The sequence below is a fragment of the Arthrobacter sp. AOP36-F1-5 genome, assembly GCF_058137995.1.
Genome location: NZ_CM176892.1, coordinates 1,538,961 through 1,558,304 on the forward strand (window position 1 = coordinate 1,538,961; position 19,344 = coordinate 1,558,304).

General features: G+C 67.0%; 16 protein-coding genes. 9 read left to right on the forward strand and 7 right to left on the reverse strand.

Features of this window, described 5'->3' with window-relative positions; all coding sequences use genetic code 11:
* The first annotated feature begins 64 nt into the window (after positions 1–64).
* From AC3ZI9_RS07100 to AC3ZI9_RS07110, 3 genes are read left to right on the forward strand one after another with little or no spacing between them, the layout of a single operon-like run.
* Positions 65–856, forward strand: coding sequence for an ABC transporter ATP-binding protein (locus tag AC3ZI9_RS07100; protein WP_444561438.1), 792 nt, complete (start codon positions 65–67; stop codon positions 854–856).
* 14 nt (positions 857–870) lie between these two features.
* Positions 871–1,665: a sulfite exporter TauE/SafE family protein gene (locus tag AC3ZI9_RS07105; protein WP_444554692.1), complete on the forward strand. Its 795-nt coding sequence runs from the start codon at positions 871–873 to the stop codon at positions 1,663–1,665.
* The gene (locus AC3ZI9_RS07110; protein WP_444554691.1) at positions 1,665–2,471 is read left to right on the forward strand and encodes a TrmH family RNA methyltransferase; all 807 of its coding nucleotides are present in this window, start codon (positions 1,665–1,667) and stop codon (positions 2,469–2,471) included. Before AC3ZI9_RS07105 ends, AC3ZI9_RS07110 begins: the two co-directional genes overlap by 1 nt.
* A gap of 468 nt (positions 2,472–2,939) precedes the next feature.
* Here AC3ZI9_RS07110 and AC3ZI9_RS07115 read toward each other — a convergent pair whose 3' ends face one another.
* Positions 2,940–3,593, reverse strand: coding sequence for a hypothetical protein (locus tag AC3ZI9_RS07115; protein ID WP_444561437.1), 654 nt, complete (start codon positions 3,591–3,593; stop codon positions 2,940–2,942).
* A 361-nt stretch (positions 3,594–3,954) separates the two neighbouring features.
* Here AC3ZI9_RS07115 and AC3ZI9_RS07120 point away from each other — a divergent pair, with 361 nt between their 5' ends.
* Together AC3ZI9_RS07120 and lplAB are read left to right on the forward strand one after the other, a co-directional pair.
* The gene (locus AC3ZI9_RS07120) at positions 3,955–4,209 is read left to right on the forward strand and encodes a type B 50S ribosomal protein L31 (protein ID WP_444554689.1); all 255 of its coding nucleotides are present in this window, start codon (positions 3,955–3,957) and stop codon (positions 4,207–4,209) included.
* Positions 4,210–4,333: 124 nt separating this feature from the next.
* Complete coding sequence (lplAB, locus tag AC3ZI9_RS07125; protein ID WP_489923976.1) at positions 4,334–5,440, forward strand: lipoate-protein ligase LplAB; 1,107 nt, start codon at positions 4,334–4,336, stop codon at positions 5,438–5,440.
* 71 nt (positions 5,441–5,511) lie between these two features.
* Here lplAB and pepN read toward each other — a convergent pair whose 3' ends face one another.
* Genes pepN through glgC form a run of 3 tightly spaced genes read right to left on the reverse strand, consistent with a single transcriptional unit; the run spans position 5,512 to position 10,972 of the window.
* Positions 5,512–8,148: an aminopeptidase N gene (gene pepN, locus AC3ZI9_RS07130; protein WP_444561435.1), complete on the reverse strand. Its 2,637-nt coding sequence runs from the start codon at positions 8,146–8,148 to the stop codon at positions 5,512–5,514.
* Between the two features lie 58 nt (positions 8,149–8,206).
* Entirely contained in the window at positions 8,207–9,685 is a 1,479-nt protein-coding gene (locus AC3ZI9_RS07135) for an SDR family NAD(P)-dependent oxidoreductase (protein ID WP_444561434.1), read from the reverse strand.
* 45 nt (positions 9,686–9,730) lie between these two features.
* Entirely contained in the window at positions 9,731–10,972 is a 1,242-nt protein-coding gene (gene glgC, locus AC3ZI9_RS07140; RefSeq protein WP_444561433.1) for a glucose-1-phosphate adenylyltransferase, read from the reverse strand.
* Between the two features lie 103 nt (positions 10,973–11,075).
* Between glgC and glgA the strand changes: the two genes are divergently transcribed.
* The gene (gene glgA, locus AC3ZI9_RS07145; protein WP_444561432.1) at positions 11,076–12,284 is read left to right on the forward strand and encodes a glycogen synthase; all 1,209 of its coding nucleotides are present in this window, start codon (positions 11,076–11,078) and stop codon (positions 12,282–12,284) included.
* Positions 12,285–12,374: 90 nt separating this feature from the next.
* Here the strand turns inward: glgA and AC3ZI9_RS07150 are convergent, their stop codons facing one another.
* Together AC3ZI9_RS07150 and AC3ZI9_RS07155 are read right to left on the reverse strand one after the other, a co-directional pair.
* A complete protein-coding gene (locus tag AC3ZI9_RS07150; protein WP_444561431.1) occupies positions 12,375–14,486 on the reverse strand; it encodes an acyl-CoA dehydrogenase family protein in 2,112 nt (703 codons plus the stop codon).
* Complete coding sequence (locus AC3ZI9_RS07155) at positions 14,483–15,235, reverse strand: TetR/AcrR family transcriptional regulator (RefSeq protein ID WP_444566932.1); 753 nt, start codon at positions 15,233–15,235, stop codon at positions 14,483–14,485. The genes AC3ZI9_RS07150 and AC3ZI9_RS07155 overlap by 4 nt, the downstream gene beginning before the upstream one ends.
* Before the next feature lie 64 nt (positions 15,236–15,299).
* On the opposite strand from AC3ZI9_RS07155, the gene AC3ZI9_RS07160 reads away from it, so the two are divergent.
* From AC3ZI9_RS07160 to AC3ZI9_RS07170, 3 genes are read left to right on the forward strand one after another with little or no spacing between them, the layout of a single operon-like run.
* On the forward strand, positions 15,300–16,628 hold the full coding sequence (locus AC3ZI9_RS07160) for an acetyl-CoA C-acetyltransferase (RefSeq protein ID WP_444561429.1): 1,329 nt from the start codon (positions 15,300–15,302) through the stop codon (positions 16,626–16,628).
* 2 nt (positions 16,629–16,630) lie between these two features.
* Positions 16,631–17,968: a 3-oxoacyl-ACP reductase gene (locus AC3ZI9_RS07165; RefSeq protein ID WP_444566931.1), complete on the forward strand. Its 1,338-nt coding sequence runs from the start codon at positions 16,631–16,633 to the stop codon at positions 17,966–17,968.
* Positions 17,965–18,840, forward strand: a complete 876-nt coding sequence (locus AC3ZI9_RS07170; RefSeq protein ID WP_444561427.1) for a MaoC/PaaZ C-terminal domain-containing protein — start codon at positions 17,965–17,967, stop codon at positions 18,838–18,840. The genes AC3ZI9_RS07165 and AC3ZI9_RS07170 overlap by 4 nt, the downstream gene beginning before the upstream one ends.
* Before the next feature lie 72 nt (positions 18,841–18,912).
* Here the strand turns inward: AC3ZI9_RS07170 and AC3ZI9_RS07175 are convergent, their stop codons facing one another.
* Positions 18,913–19,203 (reverse strand): DUF308 domain-containing protein, encoded by a 291-nt coding sequence (locus AC3ZI9_RS07175; protein ID WP_489923977.1) that lies wholly within the window; start codon positions 19,201–19,203, stop codon positions 18,913–18,915.
* Positions 19,204–19,344: the final 141 nt, after the last annotated feature.

The following is a 19,344-nucleotide window of genomic DNA, read 5'->3' on the forward strand; positions in this document are numbered from 1 at the left end:
TCGCGGGGCGGCACACCCGGTAGCATTTGGCCGATCACCTAGGTATTGCCTTAGTGTTTTGACCATGAATGATGTGCTCTCCTTTACCGGTATCGACGTGGTCCGGGGTCAAAAGAACCTCTTGACGAGCATCGACTGGCAGGTGAAGGAGGACGAACGATGGGTTGTTCTGGGTCCCAACGGGGCCGGGAAGACCACCCTGTTGCAGATCGCCGCGGCCCGCATGCACCCCACCCGGGGCACCGCCGAGATCCTCGACGAGACCCTGGGACGGGTCGACGTCTTTGAACTGCGTCCGCGGATCGGGTTGTCCTCCGGGGCCCTGGCCACCCACATCCCCGCCCACGAGAAGGTGTTGAACGTCGTGGTCACCGCCTCCTGGGGCACCACCGGCCGCTGGCGTGAACAATATGAGGCCATGGACGAACGCCGGGCCTTCTCACTGCTGCACGACTGGGGGATGTCCACCCTGATCAACCGGAAATTCGGGTCACTGAGCGACGGCGAACGCAAGCGGGTGCAGATCGCCCGGGCCCTGATGACCGACCCCGAACTGCTCCTCCTGGACGAACCCGGGGCAGGACTGGACCTGGCGGGGCGCGAGGACCTCGTCGCCCGCCTCTCCGAGCTCGCCGCCGCCGACGAGGCACCGGCCATGGTCCTGGTGACCCACCACCTCGAGGAGATCCCCCCGGGCTTCACCCATGCCATGCTGCTGAACGAGGGCAACATCGTCTCCGCCGGCCCCATCGCCACGACACTGACCGAAGCCAACCTCTCGGAGACCTTCGAGATGGATCTGCGCCTGCGCGTCGACGACGGCCGCTACTCGGCCGTCGCCCGACTCGGCGCCTAGGGCCAGCGCAGCGCATGGATTTATGGAGGGAACTGCTCGTCCTCTTTGCCGGGCTCTGGGCGGGCACGATCAACACGATCGTCGGCTCCGGCTCGCTGGTGACGTTCCCGGTCCTTGTGGCCCTGGGCTTCGCGCCGGTCAACTCCATCATCTCCAACGCCATGGGCCTGGTCGCCGGCGGGTTCTCCGGCGCCTGGGGATACCGGCAGGAAGCCCGCACCGTCCCCAAGACGATGCTCAAACTGGTTCCGGCCTCGCTGCTGGGCGGCATCCTGGGCGCCTTCCTGCTGCTCCACCTTCCCGAAACGGTCTTCGGGTATGTGGCCCCGGTCCTCATCGCGATCGCAATCCTGCTGGTCATCTTCCAGCCGCGGTTGGCCCGGTGGGTGCGTGAGAGGCAAAGCGGCGGGGCCCTGCGGCCTTCCCATGCGGACGAACAGAAACTATCGCCGCTGGTCTACGTCCTGGTCTTCCTCATCGGGGTCTACGGAGGCTACTTCACCGCGGCCCAGGGCATCCTGCTCATGGCCGTGCTGGGCATCTTCTTCCATGGTTCGCTGCAGCAGTCCAATGCGATCAAGGTCATCCTCTCGCTGGTGGTCAACCTGGTCGCCGCCGTGTCCTACCTGCTCTTCGCCTTCGACCGCATCAACTGGCTGATCGTCCTGCTCATCGCCGGCGGTTCCCTGGTCGGTGGGTTCATCGGCGCCCGGGTCGGCCGGAAGCTCTCACCGCTGCTGCTGCGTTCGTTCATCGTGGTGCTCGGGCTCGTGGCCCTGGCGGTCATGATCGGCAAGCTGGTCTCCTGATGCCGATCATCACCCTGGAATCTGCCTCCGACCCGCGCGTCTCCGATTACGTCCGGCTCTCCGATGCGGCCCTGCGGCAACGAACCGATCCGGGGCGCGGGCTCTACATCGCCGAAAGCTCCAAGGTCCTGCGTCGGGCCCTGGCCGCCGGACACGTCCCGCGCTCCTTCTTCCTGGCCGATAAATGGCTCGAGGGGCTCTCCGATGTCCTCGAAGCCCACCCCGAGGTTCCGGCCTTCGTAGGGGCGCCGGGCGTGTTGGAGGAGATCACCGGCTTCCACCTGCACCGGGGTGCGCTGGCTGCCATGAACCGGCCGCAACCGGTTCCGGTGGCCGACGTCGTCGCCGGGGCCCGCCGGGTGCTGTTGTTGGAGGACATCGTGGACCACACCAACCTCGGCGCGATCTTCCGTTCGGCGGCCGCCCTGGGAATGGACGCCGTCCTGGTCTCCGCCCGCTGTGCCGATCCGCTGTACCGGCGTTCCATCCGGGTGAGCATGGGTGGGGTCTTCCAGATCCCGTGGGCGCGGCTGGAGGACTGGAATGAGGGGCTGGACCGGCTGCGCGGGGACGGATTCCGGTTGGCGGCCATGGAGGTCACCGACTCGGCCCGGCCCATCGATGAAGTAGCCGCCGAGAACATCGATCGGTTGGCCCTGGTGCTGGGCACCGAAGGGGCCGGTGTCTCGGACGACACCCTGGCCCGGGTGGACGAGGCCGTGATGATCCCCATGCGCCCGGGCGTCGATTCGTTGAATGTCGCTGCGGCCTCCACCGTGGCCATGTGGGAATTGCGGGCGAGGTAGGCGCGGCGAATGTCGTGGGCGCAGGCCGGGTCTCCTGGATGGTTCGCCGGAGTGGCTCCGGCCCTCTCAAAACGCGCCCTAGAAAGCTGGCATGACTCCAGCAGGGGAGTGCGAGCCCAATGAGAGGCGTGATGGTCGTGGTTCATCAGAGCCAGACGTGGACGTTGGCGCTCGGCACTGAAAGCCAGGGCTTGAATCCGACTGCAGGCCATGGACTCGTTGATCCTGGGCTGACGCCTCGGACGTACTCGAACAACCGGCGCTGAATATTACCCGATGAGCAGTTGGTGAGCGCCCAACGCCGAGTAGTGCCGGCTTTGAGCGGGATCCCGGTAGTGCAAACCATCAGCAGCAGGGCGACGAACCGATCGTTCTTCTACCTGGCGAGAGGGTGTTGTTGTGGCAGCTCGTCCCTGTCCAGGCACTCAGGTCTTCACCAACGACTGGGGCGAGTGGCGGACCGCCGAATCATCCAAGGTCGAGGTCGCCCGTGAGCCACTCATATGCACGATGCTTTTCGGCAGTGAGGGTGAAGTTCAGGACGTCGTCTAAATACGGGTCGAATGCGTCAAGTGTCAGTGAGTCGCCAAGGGGGATAAATTCGGCGTCGTCGTCTTCGGCGCCGAAATCAGCGGTCGCTATTGCCGTACCGGCAACAACGAGCGAGGTGAACAGTCTTGCTTGTCCGACAAGGTGGACCAGTCGAACTTGGACTTCGTTTGTTCGGTTGTTGACGGCAACGTGTTCGAGCGCGGCTGCGGACTCGGGAATTTCCGAGTAGTCGTAGTGACCGTTGCGTTCGCAGTAGCGCGCCAGTTCGATTTGATTGATTGCCGGGCGCGCGTCGCCCAGCAGCTCGGTCAGGAACTCGTCTCTGGGGTGGAGCCCGGTATAGGCATCCTGGAATTTGTCGTAGAGATGGCCCAAGGCAGCGAGCGTGATGAGTTGGGATGCATAGTCAGGACTGGATTCGTCCACGATCGGCTCGAGGTCCCCCTCTCGGGAAATCGCCGCCCAAGCCCACGGGATCCAATGGTGCTTATCGTGGTACTCAAGACCAGAGGTGATGATTTCCAGTGTTTCCTCGGGAATCTGGACGTGCATCTGTGAAACGGTATCCATGGTTGTCCTTTCGTGTGTTGCTCGCTTGACTGTGAAAGCAGGCTGTCATGCAGCCCTGACATTTTGCCCGCGCAGGTAAGCGCTACGTGCGGATGTCAGTGAAGCTGTCCCACGAAACCATCGGGCTGCGGATCCCAGCGTCGATGCCCCCCATCCGGGGACCAGCCAGGGAGGTAGCCGGTGGGGTGCAGGAGGGGCGTGGCTTTTCGTGTTGGCACCGGACTACGCACCCAGTAGGCGCGGCGATTTTTCCGGGCATCTGTCGATGGGATACAGTGAATGGTCGGTTCCGTGACGAACGGAACGGCTGTACCCGTATGGCTGCTGGCAAAATCCAGTGGCTCGAACAAAGGTTTTCCACATGAAGTCCAATACCCACCCGAAGTACGAGGCGGTCGTGTTCAACGACCTCGCCTCCGGCGAAAAGATCCTGACCCGCTCCACCCGGTCCTCGAGCAAGACGATCGAGTGGGAAGACGGCAAGACCTACCCGGTCATCGACGTCGAGATCTCGGCAGCATCACACCCGTTCTACACGGGTAAGCAGCGCATCATGGACTCGGCCGGCCGCGTCGAGCGCTTCAACGCCCGCTTCAAGAACTTCGGCAAGAAGTAAGCGGACCCTTCATGTGGCAAAAGGACCCTTCGGGGTCCTTTTGTCGTTAACGGCCCGGGGCCGACGCCGCCCCGCCGGGCCGTTCCGGGACCCGTGGGCCCGGCGGGTTCACTAGGATGGAACCATGCCAGTCGAGAATCTTCCCCAGCCGGACAGCACGCCCTACACCCACCACGGAGAATTCAAGGTCCACGGAGGAAAACTCGTGGTCGCCGATCTCGAGGTCGCCGGTGAAGGGGCGGAGGCGCGGATCGTGCGCGCCAACATCAACGGGGACTTCTTCCTCGAACCGGATGAGGCGCTGGATGACATCAACTCGGCCCTGGTCGGAATGGAGGCCTCGGCACCGCATGCGGTGATCAGCGGAGCCGTCGGCAGGGCGGTCGGCCACGACGCGGTCATGTTCGGTTTCGATCCCGCGGCCGTGGCCACCGCGGTGCGCCGGGCCCTGGGCCTGGCGACGACGTGGGCCGACCACGACTGGGAAGTCATCGGACCCCGTTCGTTGCCCATCGCCGCCAACGTCGCCCTGGACGAGATCATGACCCGTGAGGTCATGGAAGGGACCCGGAAACCCACCCTGCGGATCTGGGACTGGAACGAGCCCGCCGTAGTCATCGGCAGTTTCCAGTCGGTCCGCAACGAAATCAACCCCGACGGGGCCCGGAAGCATGGGGTGACCGTGGTGCGGCGCATCAGCGGGGGTGGGGCCATGTTCATGGAGGCCGGGAACTGCGTGACCTATTCCCTCTATCTTCCCGCGTCGCTGGTGGATGGCATGAGCTTTGCCGACTCCTACCCGTTCCTGGACGCCTGGGTGATGGAGTCGTTGAAACGCCTAGGCGTGGAGGCGTTCTATAAACCATTGAACGACATCGCGACCGACCAGGGAAAGATAGGCGGAGCCGCGCAGAAGCGTTTCGCCGGGGGAGCGATCCTGCATCACGTCACGATGAGCTACGACATCGACGCCGAGAAGATGACCGAGGTGCTGCGCATCGGGCAGGAGAAGATTTCCGATAAGGGGATCGCCAGCGCCAAGAAACGGGTGGATCCACTCAAGCGGCAGGCGGGCATCCCGCGGGCCGAGATCATCGAGACGATGATCTCGACCTTTGCCGAGCGCTATGGGGCGACCCGGACCGAAATCGATGAGGCCACGTTGACCCGGGCCGAGCGTCTCGCCGACGAGAAGTTCCGGACCGATGGATGGCTGAACCGGGTTCCCTAGCCGGACCGGGCCCCTGGACGGGCCGGCGCCGGATTGGGCCCGGCGCCCGCCTCATCCGATTGCCGGTGAGCTCAGTCCCGTGACGCCAGGACGGCGGCCTGCCCGTGCAGGGTGCGCACCAGCTGGTCGCGCTGTTCGATGATGATCCGACGCAGGGCCCGTGGAGCCTCTGCGTGGTCGGCGAGCCAGGCATCGGCGCTGCGCACGACGCGATGCTGCTCCGGTGCCTCGGTGCCCAGATCCTGATCCAACGGGAACAGGCCCTGCACGATCCGGGTGGCCAGGCCGATGCTCATCTTCTCCCAGATATCGGCCAGGGCCGGCCAGTAGCGTTCGTAGTAGCCGTCGATCTGCTCATGTGAACCGATCAGGAAACCGTTGACCGTGGCACTGAGGACATCGTTGGAGAGGACCGCGCCGTCGGCGTCGGTTCCGGACAGGGCGGCGTCGAAGGCCGCCTGCTTCACCTGCGCCTCCGGGCGTGCTGCCCAGGCGAGCGCCTGCCCCACGGTGGCGACCGCCGACGGGTTGGCCTGGCGCTCGGCCTCCAGGGTGGAGGTGGAGATGTGTCCCCGGGCCGCACCGGCCTGCAGCAGGGCCCAGCGCAACTGCTCGTCGACGGTAAGTCCTTCGACCCGGAGGCTGCCGTCCAGCAGCCCGGCCACGACATGGTCGAGTTCGCCGGCGCGGGCCAACTCGGCCAGGGCCCTGGCGAAGGCCAGCTGGGCGTCGGATCCGGGATCAGCAGCGAGCAGGAAATCATGCAGCGACTGGGCCAGCTGCCGGTGTTCGGCATCCCTGACATGGGGAGGGCAGTACCGTTGGACGGCGGTCTCGGCCTGCCCCAGGATCATCGACAGGACTCCGACATCGGTGATCGTGGAGACATGTCGGCGGACCGCGCTCAGGAAGACCGGTGCCGGAAGCAGGCCATCGCGGACCATGGACCAGAGGGCTGCCCAGGCGGTGGCCCGCGACAGAGGCTCTGTCAACGTGCCGAGGTGTTCGAGCAGGACCTGCAGGGAGGACTCGTCGAATCTGACCTTGGCATAGGTCAGGTCCCCGTCATTGGGCAGGACGACGGCGGGGCGGGGCCGGCCGACGAGTTCGGGGATCTCGGTCCGGGCCCCGGTGGCATCGAGCCTGAATCCTCCGGTGCGCTCCAGCTTGCCATCGCGCAATTCGAAGGTGCCCAACCCCAGGGTGTGTGGACGGATGGCGGCGGATCCCGTCGTGGGATCCGCGCCCTCCTGGACGATGACCGCCGAGGTGACTGCGCCGTCGTGCTCCTCGAACTCGACCTCCAGGGAACCGACCCCCGCGGTGCGGAGCCAGGATTCGGACCAGGCCCCCATATCGCGGCCGGAGGCCTCGGCCAGGACGGCCAGGAAGTCCGCCAGGGTGGTGTTGCCGTATTCGTGGCGACGGAAATAGGTACGGGCCGCGGAGACGAAGGCCTCGCGCCCGACGTAGGCATCGAGCTGCTTGAGCACGGAGGCGCCCTTGGCGTAGGTGATGCCATCGAAATTCTGCCGGGCCGCTTCCAGATCGGGGATGTCGGCGACGATCGGGTGGGTGGTCGGCAGCTGGTCCTGGACGTAGGCCCAGGCCTTGCGGCGGTTCGCGAAGGTGACCCAGGCGGTATCGAAGTCGGTGGCTTCGGCCACGGCCAGGGTGCCGATGAAGTCGGCGAAGGATTCCTTCAGCCACAGGTCATCCCACCAGCGCATCGTGACCAGATCGCCGAACCACATATGGGCCATCTCGTGCATGATCGTATTCGCCCGGCCCTCGTACTGGGATTCGGTGGCGCGGGAGGTGAAGACGTAGTTCTCAGTGAAGGTGACCAGACCGGGGTTCTCCATGGCGCCGAGGTTGTATTCGGGGACGAAGGCCTGGTCGTATTTGCCCCAGGGGTAGGGGTAGTCGAAGAGGTCATGGAAGAAGTCCAGCCCCTGCCGGGTGGTGGTGAACAGGGCATCGGCATCGAAGCTTGCCGCCAGCGAGGCCCGGCAGCTCAGGCCCAGCGGGACGGTCAGCGTGCTGCCGTCCTCGAGGCGGCGGGACCAGCTGTCGGTGACGTAGTGGTATGGCCCGGCCAGGATCGTGGTGATGTAGGTCGAGATCGGCAGCGTCGGGGCGAAGACCGAGGTGGCCATGCCGTTGTCGTGCTCGGTGCGTTCGGCCACCGACTGGTTGGAGGCGACATGCCAGTGGGCGGGCGCCGTGACGGTGAAGCTGAAGGGTGCCTTGAGGTCGGGCTGTTCGAAGTTCGCGAACACCCGGCGGGCGTCGGCCGGCTCGTACTGGGTGTAGAGGTAGGTCTGGCCGTCCACCGGGTCCACGAAGCGGTGCATGCCTTCCCCGGAGGTCGAGTAGAGGGCCGTGCCATCGACCTCGACGAGGTTGTGGCCCGCCGTGGGAGTGAAGTGGATCCGTGACCCACGGACCGCGGTCGCGGGATCCAGGGGCTTGCCGTTATGGACCACCGAGGCGACGCCACCATGGATGAAGTCCAGGAAGGTCTCCTCGCCGGCGACCTGGGCGGTGAGCGCGATCCGCGTCCGGGATCGGTAGCCGGAGACCGTGGGATCCGGGGCGCCGGTCAGATCGAGATCGACTTCATAGGAGTCGACACTGAGGATCCGGGCGCGCTCGGCGGCCTCATCGCGGGACAGGTTCTGGTTTCTGGGCTGCTGATTCTCCACGGGGCCATTCAACCATGAAACAGGTGTTGAAGATCACCGTCCGGCGTGGATCCGTGGATTACCAGGGGGAGGGACGGTAGTCCTTGATGAAGCAGCCCCGCAGATCCGTGCCCTCCTCGCCGGCAACGATCGGATGGTAGACCCGGGCCGCGCCGTCGATCAGATCCAGGGGTGCATGCCAGCCTCCGGCGGCGTGTCGGATCTTGGACTCGTGCGGGCGTTCGTCGGTGATCCACCCGGTGTCCACGGCCGTCATCAGGATGCCATCGGTGTCGAAGAGCTCCTCGGCGGACGTGCGGGTCAACATGTTGATCGAAGCCTTGGCCATGTTGGTATGGGGGTGACCGGGGCCCTTGTAGACCCGGGAGAACTGCCCCTCCATCGCCGAGACATTCACGATGTACTTGCGGTTGAACGAGGAGGCGGCCATCGCCGGACGCAGCAGGCTCGCCAGCAGGAACGGTGCCGTGACGTTGCAGAGCTGGACCTCCAGCAGTTCCAGCGCCTCCACTTGGCCCAGCGTGTGGGTCCAGCTGTTCACGCTGACCAGATCGGGGACCAGCCCGCCGGCATCGATCGCGGTTCCTGCTTCCACCCGGTCCAGGGAGGCCGATCCGGCGGTCATCGCCAGCTCGGCCAGCCGTGCCGGATCCCAGGCGGCGGAGGATTCCAGGGCGTCGGTGTCCAGGTCGAAGGCCGCGGCCAGGGCCCGGGGGTGGGCTTGTGGTGCCTGGCCGGCGCCCCAGAGTTCCGGGCCACCTCGGGCCTGGCTGAGCTCGGGGGGCAACGGCCGGGCCTCGGCATCGATGAGGTGGCGGTAGGCCTGGCCGGAACGGCGGACCGTCTGGGCCGCATTGTTGATCAGGATGTCCAGCGGCCCGGCGGCGATGAGTTGCTCGGTCAACGACACCACCTGGGAGGGGTCGCGCAGGTCGATCCCGACGATGCGCAACCGGTGCAGCCAATCGCCGCTGTCATCCAGGGCGGCGAACCGGCGGGCCGCATCGGCGGGGAAACGGGTGGTGATGGTCGTATGGGCCCCGTCGCGCAGCAGCCGCAACGCGATATGCATGCCGATCTTGGCCCGCCCGCCGGTGAGCAGGGCCCGGCGTCCGGTCAGGTCGATGCGGGCCTCGCGCCAATGCCTGCCGGCGGTGGCGCAGTCGGGGCACAGCAGGTGGTGGAAGGCATCGACCTTCGTGAAGGGCTGTTTGCAGACGTAGCATTTGCGCGGCTGCTGGTATTCCCCGGCGCTGGAGCCCGCGGAGGTCGAGGACAGGTCCAGCCCCTCGGTCTCGTCGTCGAGCCGGTTCGCGGCGCCGGTGGCCGTGCGTTCCATGACCTGGCGGTCGGCCTCGACCACCGCCTGGCGGGCCTCGGTCCGGCGGGCGCGTTTGACCTCCTTGAACATCTTCGCAGTGGCCCGGCGCACGGCGATGAATTGTTCGTCGTCGTCGGGGAGTTCGTGGATGCGTTCGAGGACGCCCAGGCAGGCGGCCAGATCGGCGGCGGCGATGGGGGAGGAATGCTCAGTCATGACGGCAGAACTATACCGCCCCGGCGCGACATCCACCCAGTCGGGTCAGCCGTCGATCTGCTGTCCCTTCGCCAACACGGTCAGCCCCGAGTCGGTGACCAGGAATCCGCGGGCCCGATCCACCGCGTGGTCGATGCCGATGCTGGCGCCGGCGGGGACCACCACGTTCTTGTCGATGATCGCGTGGTTGATCGTGGCACCGGCTCCGATGACGACGTCGTCCAGCAGGACCGAATCGGTGACGCAGGCCCCGTGCTCGACGCGGGCGTCGGTGGAGATCACCGAGCGGGTGACGACGCCTCCGGTGATCACCACACCCGCAGCCAGCAGCGAATCGTGTGCTTCGCCGGGGACGCCGTTCTTATCGCGGACGAGCTTCGAGGGCGGGGAGCTGTGGTGCCGGGTGTGGATCGGCCATTCCTTGTTGTACAGGTTGAACTTGGGGATGGGGGAGACCAGATCCATATGGGCGTCATAGTAGGAATCCAGCGTGCCGACGTCGCGCCAATAACGCACCAGCCCGTCGTCCTCGCCCGGGACGGGGTTGGAGGAGAAGTCATAGACCCCGCAGTCACCGCGTTCGACGAAGCCCGGGATGATGTCCGCGCCCATGTCGTGTTTGGTGTCGTCGCTGAGGTTGTCGGCGTCCAGGGCCTCGAGCAGGGCATCGGTGCTGAAGACGTAGTTGCCCATCGAGGCCAGGAAGGAATCCGGGTCATCGGGCAGCCCGGGGGTCGATGCGGGTTTCTCACGGAAGGCGGCGATACGCCCTGGGTCGTCGTCGTCGACCTCGATGACCCCGAATTGATGGGACTGGTCGATGGGCTGGCGGACCGCGGCGACGGAGGCCGAGACCCCGGCGGCGATATGGGCGTCGATCATCGCCGAGAAGTCCATCCGATACACGTGATCGGCGCCGACCACCAACACGTATTCTGGTTTGGCGTCGTGGATCAGGTTCAGGGACTGGTAGATCGCGTTGGCCGAGCCGAGGAACCAGTCCTTGCCCAGCCGCTGCTGGGCAGGAACCGAGGCGACATAGTTGCCCAGTTGGGTCGACATGCGCCAGGTTTCGGACACGTGGCGGTCCAGGCTGTGGGATTTATATTGGGTGAGCACCACGACCCGCAGATATCCCGAATTCACGACATTGGACAAGGCGAAGTCGATCAGCCGGTAGCTGCCGGCGAACGGTACGGCCGGTTTGGCACGATCCGCCGTCAGGGGCATCAGCCGCTTGCCTTCCCCACCGGCCAGAACCACGACGAGGACTTTTCTCCGGGGCATGCCGTCTCCCTGCTCCTTGTTGCCTCCCGGCGACGTGGACGCCGGGCTTCACCTGCACGCCTCAGACTATGGCAGAAGTCACTTAAACGGCTACGTTGGTGCTGTGAGAGTAGACATTGTGACCAAGGAATTCCCGCCGGCCATCTATGGCGGGGCCGGTGTCCACGTCGCCGAGCTGTCGCGGGTGCTGGCACCGCTGGCGGATCTGCACGTGCACGCCTTCGGAGCGGAGCGCCCCGCGGACTACCACGGCGCCACCGTGGCCAGCTATGCCGAGCCCGGGGACCTGGGGGAGGCGAACCCCGCACTGGCGACCCTGGGGACCGATCTGCGCATCGTTCCCGCGCTGGCCGGGACGGATATCATCCACTCGCATACCTGGTACGCGAATTTCGCCGGCCACCTCGGCTCGCTGATGCATTCGGTCCCACATGTGCTCAGCGCCCACTCGCTGGAGCCCCTGCGCCCCTGGAAGGCCGAACAACTCGGCGGGGGATACGCCGTCAGCTCCTGGGCCGAATCCACCGCCTACCACGGGGCCGACGCCGTCATCGCGGTATCCGCGGGCATGCGCCGGGACATCCTGCGCGCCTACCCCGACGTCGATCCGGAACGGGTCCACGTGGTCCACAACGGGGTCGATGTCGAGGCGTGGCATCCGGCACCGGATCTACAGGCACTGCCCGGACTGGGGATCGACCCGGACCGACTCACGGTGGCCTTCGTGGGACGGATCACCCGACAGAAGGGGGTGCCCTATCTGCTGCGGGCCGCGGCACTGCTGCCGCCCGACGTCCAACTGGTGCTCTGTGCCGGAGCCGCCGACACCCCCGAACTGGCCGCGGAAGTCGCCGGGCTGATCGCCACGTTGCGGGCCACCCGGGAGGCCGTGGTCGTCATCGAACGCATGCTGCCACGCAACGAACTCATCCAGGTCCTGAGCCAGGCGACCGTCTTCGCCTGCCCGTCGATCTATGAACCGCTGGGGATCGTGAACCTCGAAGCCATGGCCTGCGGCACCGCAGTGGTGGCCAGCGCGGTCGGGGGGATCCCCGAGGTGGTCGCCGATGGCGAGACCGGACTGCTGGTGGCCCTGGAACAGCTCGACGACGCCTCGGGCACGCCGGCGGATGTCGAGGGTTTCGTCGCCGATTTCGCCGCAGCGCTGACCCGGGTGCTGGAGGACCCCGAACGGGCCCGGGTGATGGGCGCCGCCGGCCGGAAACGCGCCGCCAGCAACTTCAGTTGGGATGCCATCGCCCAGCGGACGTTGGAGGTCTACCAGGACGCGATCGACTCCTACCGACCCTGAGGGCCCGGGCGCCGTCACGGCCCCGACAGACGACGACGGCGGTGCCTCCGGAATCCGGAGGCACCGCCGTCGTGCCGTGGCCGGGTCGGTCTAGGCGCCGACCTTCTTGCCCTGGGTGGCCGCCGACTTCGCGGCCTTGCGCTTGGCCTTCTCGGCCGCCTTGCGACGGGCGACGAGGATCTTCTCGTCGATGGGGGCATCGGGTTTGGCCCGTTCCCGGCGCAGGTACTCGGCCGCTTCGTCCTGACGCTCCGCCTCGATGCCCGAGGAGATGTCGGCCCGCAGGTGCTCGGGGCCGTAGCCGAAGGCGTCGACCAGGTCCTGGGCGTGCGGACGCAGACGGGCCAGCAACCGGTTGATGTACGGGCCCAGGGTCCTGGCCCGCTGGTTCGAGAGGCGTCCGTGCATCACATACCAGGACAGGTCCTTCTCGATCAGCTGCAGGCCGTAGAGGTCCCGGACCCAGGTCATGACCTGGCGGGTGCCCTCGTCCTGGATCTTGCCCAGGGCCGTGGTGAACGACTCCCAGAGCAGCAGATCGGCGTGGGCGCGGGCCGCCTCGATGATCTCGTTCTGGTGCTCGTTGAAGACCTTGGCGCCTTCGGCCTGGGGCAGCTTGGCGGCCCCGCGCATCGCGTCGGCGACCTCACCGACCGCGGTGCCGACACGGTCGGTCAGCAGACCGCGCTGGGTCTCGGCATCCTTGAGGAAGTTTGCCGAGCGCTTCTCCGAACCGGTATCGGAGAAGGTCTGGGCCAGCTGGCGCAGACCCGAACGGTTGATCGCCACGTTGCCGGCCTGCCGGACCACATAGCGGGCCAGGACGCCGGCATCGAGGTGGCGGAACTCCTGGGCGTAATCGGTCAGCAGGCGCTTGGCGACCAGCTGCAGCAGCACCGTGTTGTCGCCTTCGAACGTCGCATACACGTCGAGGTCCGCGTAGAGGGAGGTGAAGCGGTTCTTCGTCATGTAGCCGGAACCACCGGTGGCCTCGCGGCACTCCTGGACGATGTCCAGGGCGTTCCACGTGGATGTGGGCTTCAACGCGGCAGCCAGGGTCTCCAGGTCCTGCCGGTCCTCATCGGAATCGGCGGTTCCGGAGAACACGCCGTCGAACTTCTCCAACAGCTCCTCGTGGGCGAAGGACATCGCATAGGTGGTCGCGATCCGCGGGATGAGGCGACGCTGGTGGCGCTGGTAGTCCATCAGGGTCTCCTCCTGCACCGTGGAGGTCGCGTTGAACTGGCGACGCTGGTGGGCGTAGGTGGTGGCGATCTGCAGGGCCACCTTGGAGGCGGCCACCGCGGCACCGTCGAGGGAGACCCGCCCCTGGACCAGGGTTCCGAGCATCGTGAAGAACCGGCGCCCCGGGCTGGAGATGGGGGAGGTGTAGGTCCCGTCGACGGCGACATCGCCGTAGCGGTTGAGCAGGTTGGTGCGCGGGATGCGGACCTGGGTGAAGTGCAGGCGGCCGTTGTCGATGCCGTTGAGCCCGCCCTTCAGGCCGTCGTCCTCGCCGCCGACGCCGGGCAGGAACCCGTTGTCATCGCGGATGGGTACGTAGAAGGCGTGGACCCCATGCTTGACCCCGTTGGTGATCAGCTGGGCGAAGACCACGGCGGCGCGACCGTGCTTCGCGGCGTTGCCCAGGAACTCCTTCCACGCGGCCCGGAAGGGGGTGTGGATGACGAATTCCTCGGTGGCCGGGTCATAGGTCGCCGTGGTGTCGATGCTGGCGACGTCCGACCCGTGGCCGATCTCCGTCATGGCGAAGGCCCCGGGGATCTCCAGGTTCATGATCCCGGGAAGCCACTTCTGGTGGTGTTCGGTGCTGCCCAGGTGCTGGACCGCGGAACCGAAGAGGCCCCACTGCACGCCGGCCTTGATCTGCAGGGACGGATCGGCGACCACGAGTTCCTCGAAGGCGGCGATGTTCCCACCGTGGTTGTTCGCACCGCCCATCGTCTCGGGGAAGGCGCGCTGGATGGCGCCTTCGTCCACGAGGATGGACAGCTGGTTGAAGACGCGTTCGCGGTGCTCGTCCATGGACTGGCCCTCGATGCGCTGGAGGTCGTCGCGGCCGGCGAGCCGGCGTGAGGTGCGGCGGTCCTCGGCCCACTGGCCCAAGAGCTGTTCGGCGAGTGCGGCGACGTCGATGCGGGGGTCTGTCCGGCCGGAGCCGGCGGTGTTCTGCTGGGTCACGTCGTGTGCCTTTCCAATTCGGTAGGTTCGTTGCTGGGATGTCGGGGCTGTTCGGTCCCACCGGGGGGATGCCCGGTGATACCGGAGACCAGCCAGGTCGTGATGGTTTGGGTCAATTCGAGTTCATCGGGTTTGCCGGGGCTCGCGGCGGTCCGCAGCCAGGCTTCGCCCGCGGCCCGGACCATGCCGATCGAGGCGGTCGGCCAGAGTTCCAGCGCCGGGCTGGTCGCCCCTGCCGCGCCATGCCGGCCGTTCAGGTAGGCATGCATGCGTTCCTTCATCATCGAGGTGATCTCCGCGAAGAAGTCGTCCAAGGGGGCGTCGCCCGTCGTGGCGGGGGTCGGCCGGAACGGATCACGGGCGGTGTCGGTGACGAAGAAGTAGACGTTCGGTGACGTCTGGGCCATCTGCAGGTAGGCCTTGACCATGGCCCGCAGACCGGCTTCCTCGGTGGTGGCCCGGCGGGCGGCGTCGACGACCTTGGCCCGCATCTGGCCGATCGCCATCTCACCCATGGCCTGGCGCAATCCGTCCTTATCGCGGAAATACCGGTAGAACACGGATTTGGAGGTTCCGGCGGCTGCGGCGAAGTCGTCCATCGAGGCCGAAGGGCCCATGCGGTGGATGACCGAACGGGCGGCTTTGACCAGTTCGGTGCGCCGGGACTGACGGTGGGCGTCCCACCGGGCGGAGCGCCCGTCTCCGGTGGCGCCCGCCCCGCCGGTTGCGGAGGGCTCTGAAGTGTTCACGATACCCAGCGTATCAGGTACGCTAGGTATCGGTAATCAACTTCACATCGTCAGGAGTCATTCCATGGCCGACCCGGCTTCCCCCGCCCAGTCCACGACGACCGGCACCACCGGTCCGCGTCCCGCCGTCGTGATCGGCGGCAACCGCATCCCCTTTGCCCGGTCCAACGGCAAATACTCCACCGCCTCGAACCAGGAGATGCTCACCGCCGCCCTGGACGGCCTGGTGGCTCGTTTCGGGCTGCAGGGCCAGCGCATCGGGGCGGTCGCCGCCGGAGCCGTCCTGAAGCACTCCAAGGACTTCAACCTGGTCCGCGAATCAGTCCTGGGAACGGCACTGTCGCCGACCACGCCCGCCTATGACGTGCAGATGGCCTGTGCCACCGGCATGGAAGCGATCGGGTCGCTGGCCAATAAGATCCGCCTCGGGCAGATCGAATCCGGGATCGGCGGCGGGGTGGACACCACCTCCGATGCGCCCATCGCCGTCAGCGAGGGCCTGCGCGCCGTCCTGCTGGAACTGACTCGGGCCCGCACCCTGCAGCAGCGGCTCTCGGCACTGTCGAAGTTCCGTCCCAAGGATCTTTCGCCCGCCGCACCGGGCACCGGGGAACCGCGCACCGGGCTGTCGATGGGCGACCACCAGGCCGTCACCACGGCCGCCTGGGGCATCACCCGCCAGGCCCAGGACGAACTCGCGCTGGCCAGCCACAAGAACATGGCCGCGGCCTATGACCGGCACTTCTTCGATGACCTCATCACCCCCTTCCGCGGGGTCAGCCGGGATACGAACCTGCGTCCGGACAGCACGTTGGAGAAGCTGGGCACCCTGAAGCCGGCCTTCGGCAAGAACCTGGGGGATCAGGCCACGATGACCGCCGGGAACTCCACCCCGTTGACCGACGGGGCCGCGACCGTGCTGATCGGTTCGGAGGACTACGCCCGCGCACACGATCTGCCGATGCTGGCCAACTTCGTGGACTTCGAAGCCGGGGCCGCCGATTTCGTCAACGGCGGGGACGGCCTGCTGATGGCCCCCGCCTACGCCGTGCCGCGCCTGCTGGCCCGCAACGGACTGACCTTGCAGGACTTCGACTTCTACGAGATCCACGAGGCCTTCGCCGGGACCGTGCTCAGCACGCTGGCCGCCTGGGAGGACGAGGATTTCTGCCGCAACAACCTGGGGCTCGAAGCCCCGCTGGGGTCGATCGACCGCAGCCGATTGAATGTCAACGGCTCCTCGCTGGCCGCCGGCCACCCGTTCGCCGCCACCGGCGGACGCATCGTGGCCACGCTGGCCAAGATGCTGCATGAGAAGGGTTCGGGCCGTGGCCTGATCTCCGTCTGCGCAGCCGGCGGCCAAGGCGTCGTGGCGATTTTGGAGGCACGCTAACCATGGCCGACAACTACCTGAAGCTCGTCAACACCGGGTTCACCAAGGATCTGGCCAAGACGCTGGGTCTCCCGCGTCCCACGATCCTGCGCCGCTATGAGCCCGGCAAGCCGCTGGTCCCGGGACCCGTCGTCGTCCTCGGCGCCGGCTCCGCCGCCCATGACCTCACGGAGACCCTGTTGGGTTGGGGACTCGACGTCCGCCGCCATGCCGGAGGCCCCGAGAAGCTCGGCGCGCTGATCCTGGCCCTGGACGCCGTGGAGGCCCCCGGCGATCTGTCGGCCGTTGCCCTGGAGGCGGGTGCCGCGTTGCGCAGCCTGCTACCCGGTGGGCGCGTAGTCTCCATTTCACGCCCGGCGACCGTCAACGACGCCCCCGCCCGGTCGGCTGCCCGGATGGGCGTCACCGGTCTGCTGCGCTCCCTGGGCCGTGAAATGCGCGGTGGTGCCACCGCCAACGGGATCCTGCTCGCCGAAGGCATCGGCGCCGCAGCCCCCTCGGCGGCAGCCGCCCTGCACTTCCTGCTCTCCGGACGCAGTGCCTACGTCGATGGACAGTTCATCAACGTCGAGTCCGAACGCGGTGTCCTGCCGGCGGACTGGGACCAGCCGCTGGCCGGCAAGGTCGCCGTGGTGACCGGCGCAGCCCGGGGCATCGGTGCGGCCATCGCCCGGACCCTGCACCGCGACGGTGCCACGATCGTGGCCGTCGACGTCCCGCAGGCCGGGGAATCACTGGCCGCGGTCGCCAACGGGATCGGCGGTACCGCACTACAGCTCGACATCACCCGGGACGACGCCGCAGCGGTGATCATGGAGCACGCCTTGGGCCGCCATGGACAGCTGGACATCGTCATCCACAACGCCGGGATCACCCGGGACAAGCTGCTGGCCAACATGGACGCAGCACGCTGGGATTCGGTCATCGCAGTGAACATCCAGTCGCAACTGCGCATGAACGAGGCGTTCCTGGCCGCAGACCTGCAGGGGCTGCGCATCGTGTCTCTGGCCTCCACCAGCGGCATTGCCGGGAACCGCGGTCAGACCAACTACGCCACCTCCAAGGCCGGGGTCATGGGCATGGTCGCCTCCACTGCGTCGGCGATGGTCGAACGCGACGGTGGCATCAACGCCGTCGCCCCCGGCTTCATCGAAACCGAGATGACCGCCAAGATCCCCGTGGCCACCCGGGCCGTGGGGCGGATGCTGCTGCCCTCGCTGATGCAGGGCGGCCAGCCGCTGGACGTGGCCGAAGCCATCGGTTTCCTGGCCTCCGACGCCGCCGGGGGCATCAACGGACAGACCCTGCGGGTCTGCGGACAGTCGCTGGTGGGCGCATGAGCCGCCGCCTCGTCGACCTGGATGCCGTCCCGGCGCTGCCGAAGCTCTACGCCGAAGCGGTGGCCCATCAGGTCCGCAACCAGCTGAGCCGCTCGAGCAGCGAGCTGGTGCTGCCCGAGGTCGAACACCGGGTCCATGGCGTGGTCCCCGACCAGACGCGGTTGGAGGCCTACCAGCGACTGGTGGGCGATACAGTGCGTCCGAACCTGCCGAGCGTCTTCATCCACGGGACCGTCTTCCCGGTGGCCATGTCCGTGTTGGCCTCACGCGACTTCCCGTTGCCCCTGCTGGGGATGGTCCACCTGTCCAACCAGGTCGAGCATCTGCGCCCGGTGGGTGTCGATGAGGTCCTGAAGGTGCGGGCGTGGACAGAGAAGCTGCGCGACCACCAGGCCGGCACCCAGCTGGACGTGGTGTGCGAGGTCAGTGTCGGGGAAGAAACCGTGTGGGTGGGCACTTCGACGTACCTGGCCAAGGGCGTCTGGGCCGGGGAGCGTCCCGAACGCCGGGGCCAACGACCCGAATTCGTCCCGCTCCGGCAGACGGGCGCCTGGCGTTTGGGGGCGGGGACCGGGCGTAAATACGCCGCGGTGCTGGGGGACTACAACCCCATCCACCTCGGGGCCCTGCCGGCCAAGGCCCTGGGCATGAAACGCCAGATCGCCCACGGCATGTTCCTGGCCGGCAAGGCACTGGCCCAGACGGCACCGCTCGAGGGCGGATACCACTGGGACATCGTCTTCGAATCCCCCGTCCTGCTGCCGTCCACGGTGAGCTTCGGGGTGATCAGGAACGAGAAGCTCCTCGGCTTCGAGGGCTGGAACGCGAAGAAGGGCCGCCGGCATTTCCACGGAGCGGTGCGCGCGCTCTAGGTCACTGCCGACCCGGCGAGGCGGCCGGTGGTTTGTGGTCGGAGCAAAACCGGCGACACACCACCGGCCAGGCTAGGCGCGCCGGATGGATCGACGGATCTGGAGGCCCGCCAGCCCGAAGAGGAGGGCCAGGATCCCGGAGACCAACCCCGCCCACCAGCAGGACGTCGTCCAGCGGGCGGCGATGGCGACGACCACTTCCGTGATGCCCAGCATCATGGCCCAGGCACCGACGAACAGGGCCACGGCCAACGCCGTCAAGCCGGGGGCGACCAGGCCGGCCAGGACTGTGATGACGGCACCGGCCAGGATCCATCCCGAGTGTGCCGCCGCGGCCTCGGATCGCGGCGCGCGCTGAACCACTGGGAGCCGGCCGCCACGCCATCGACGATCGCGTGGATCCCGAAGACGATCGACACCAGACCAGGCCACCACAGGGCATTCCCGACGGGCCTAGATGTACTGCCCAGCAACGTTGGTTGAACTCGTGCGACGACACGGTCT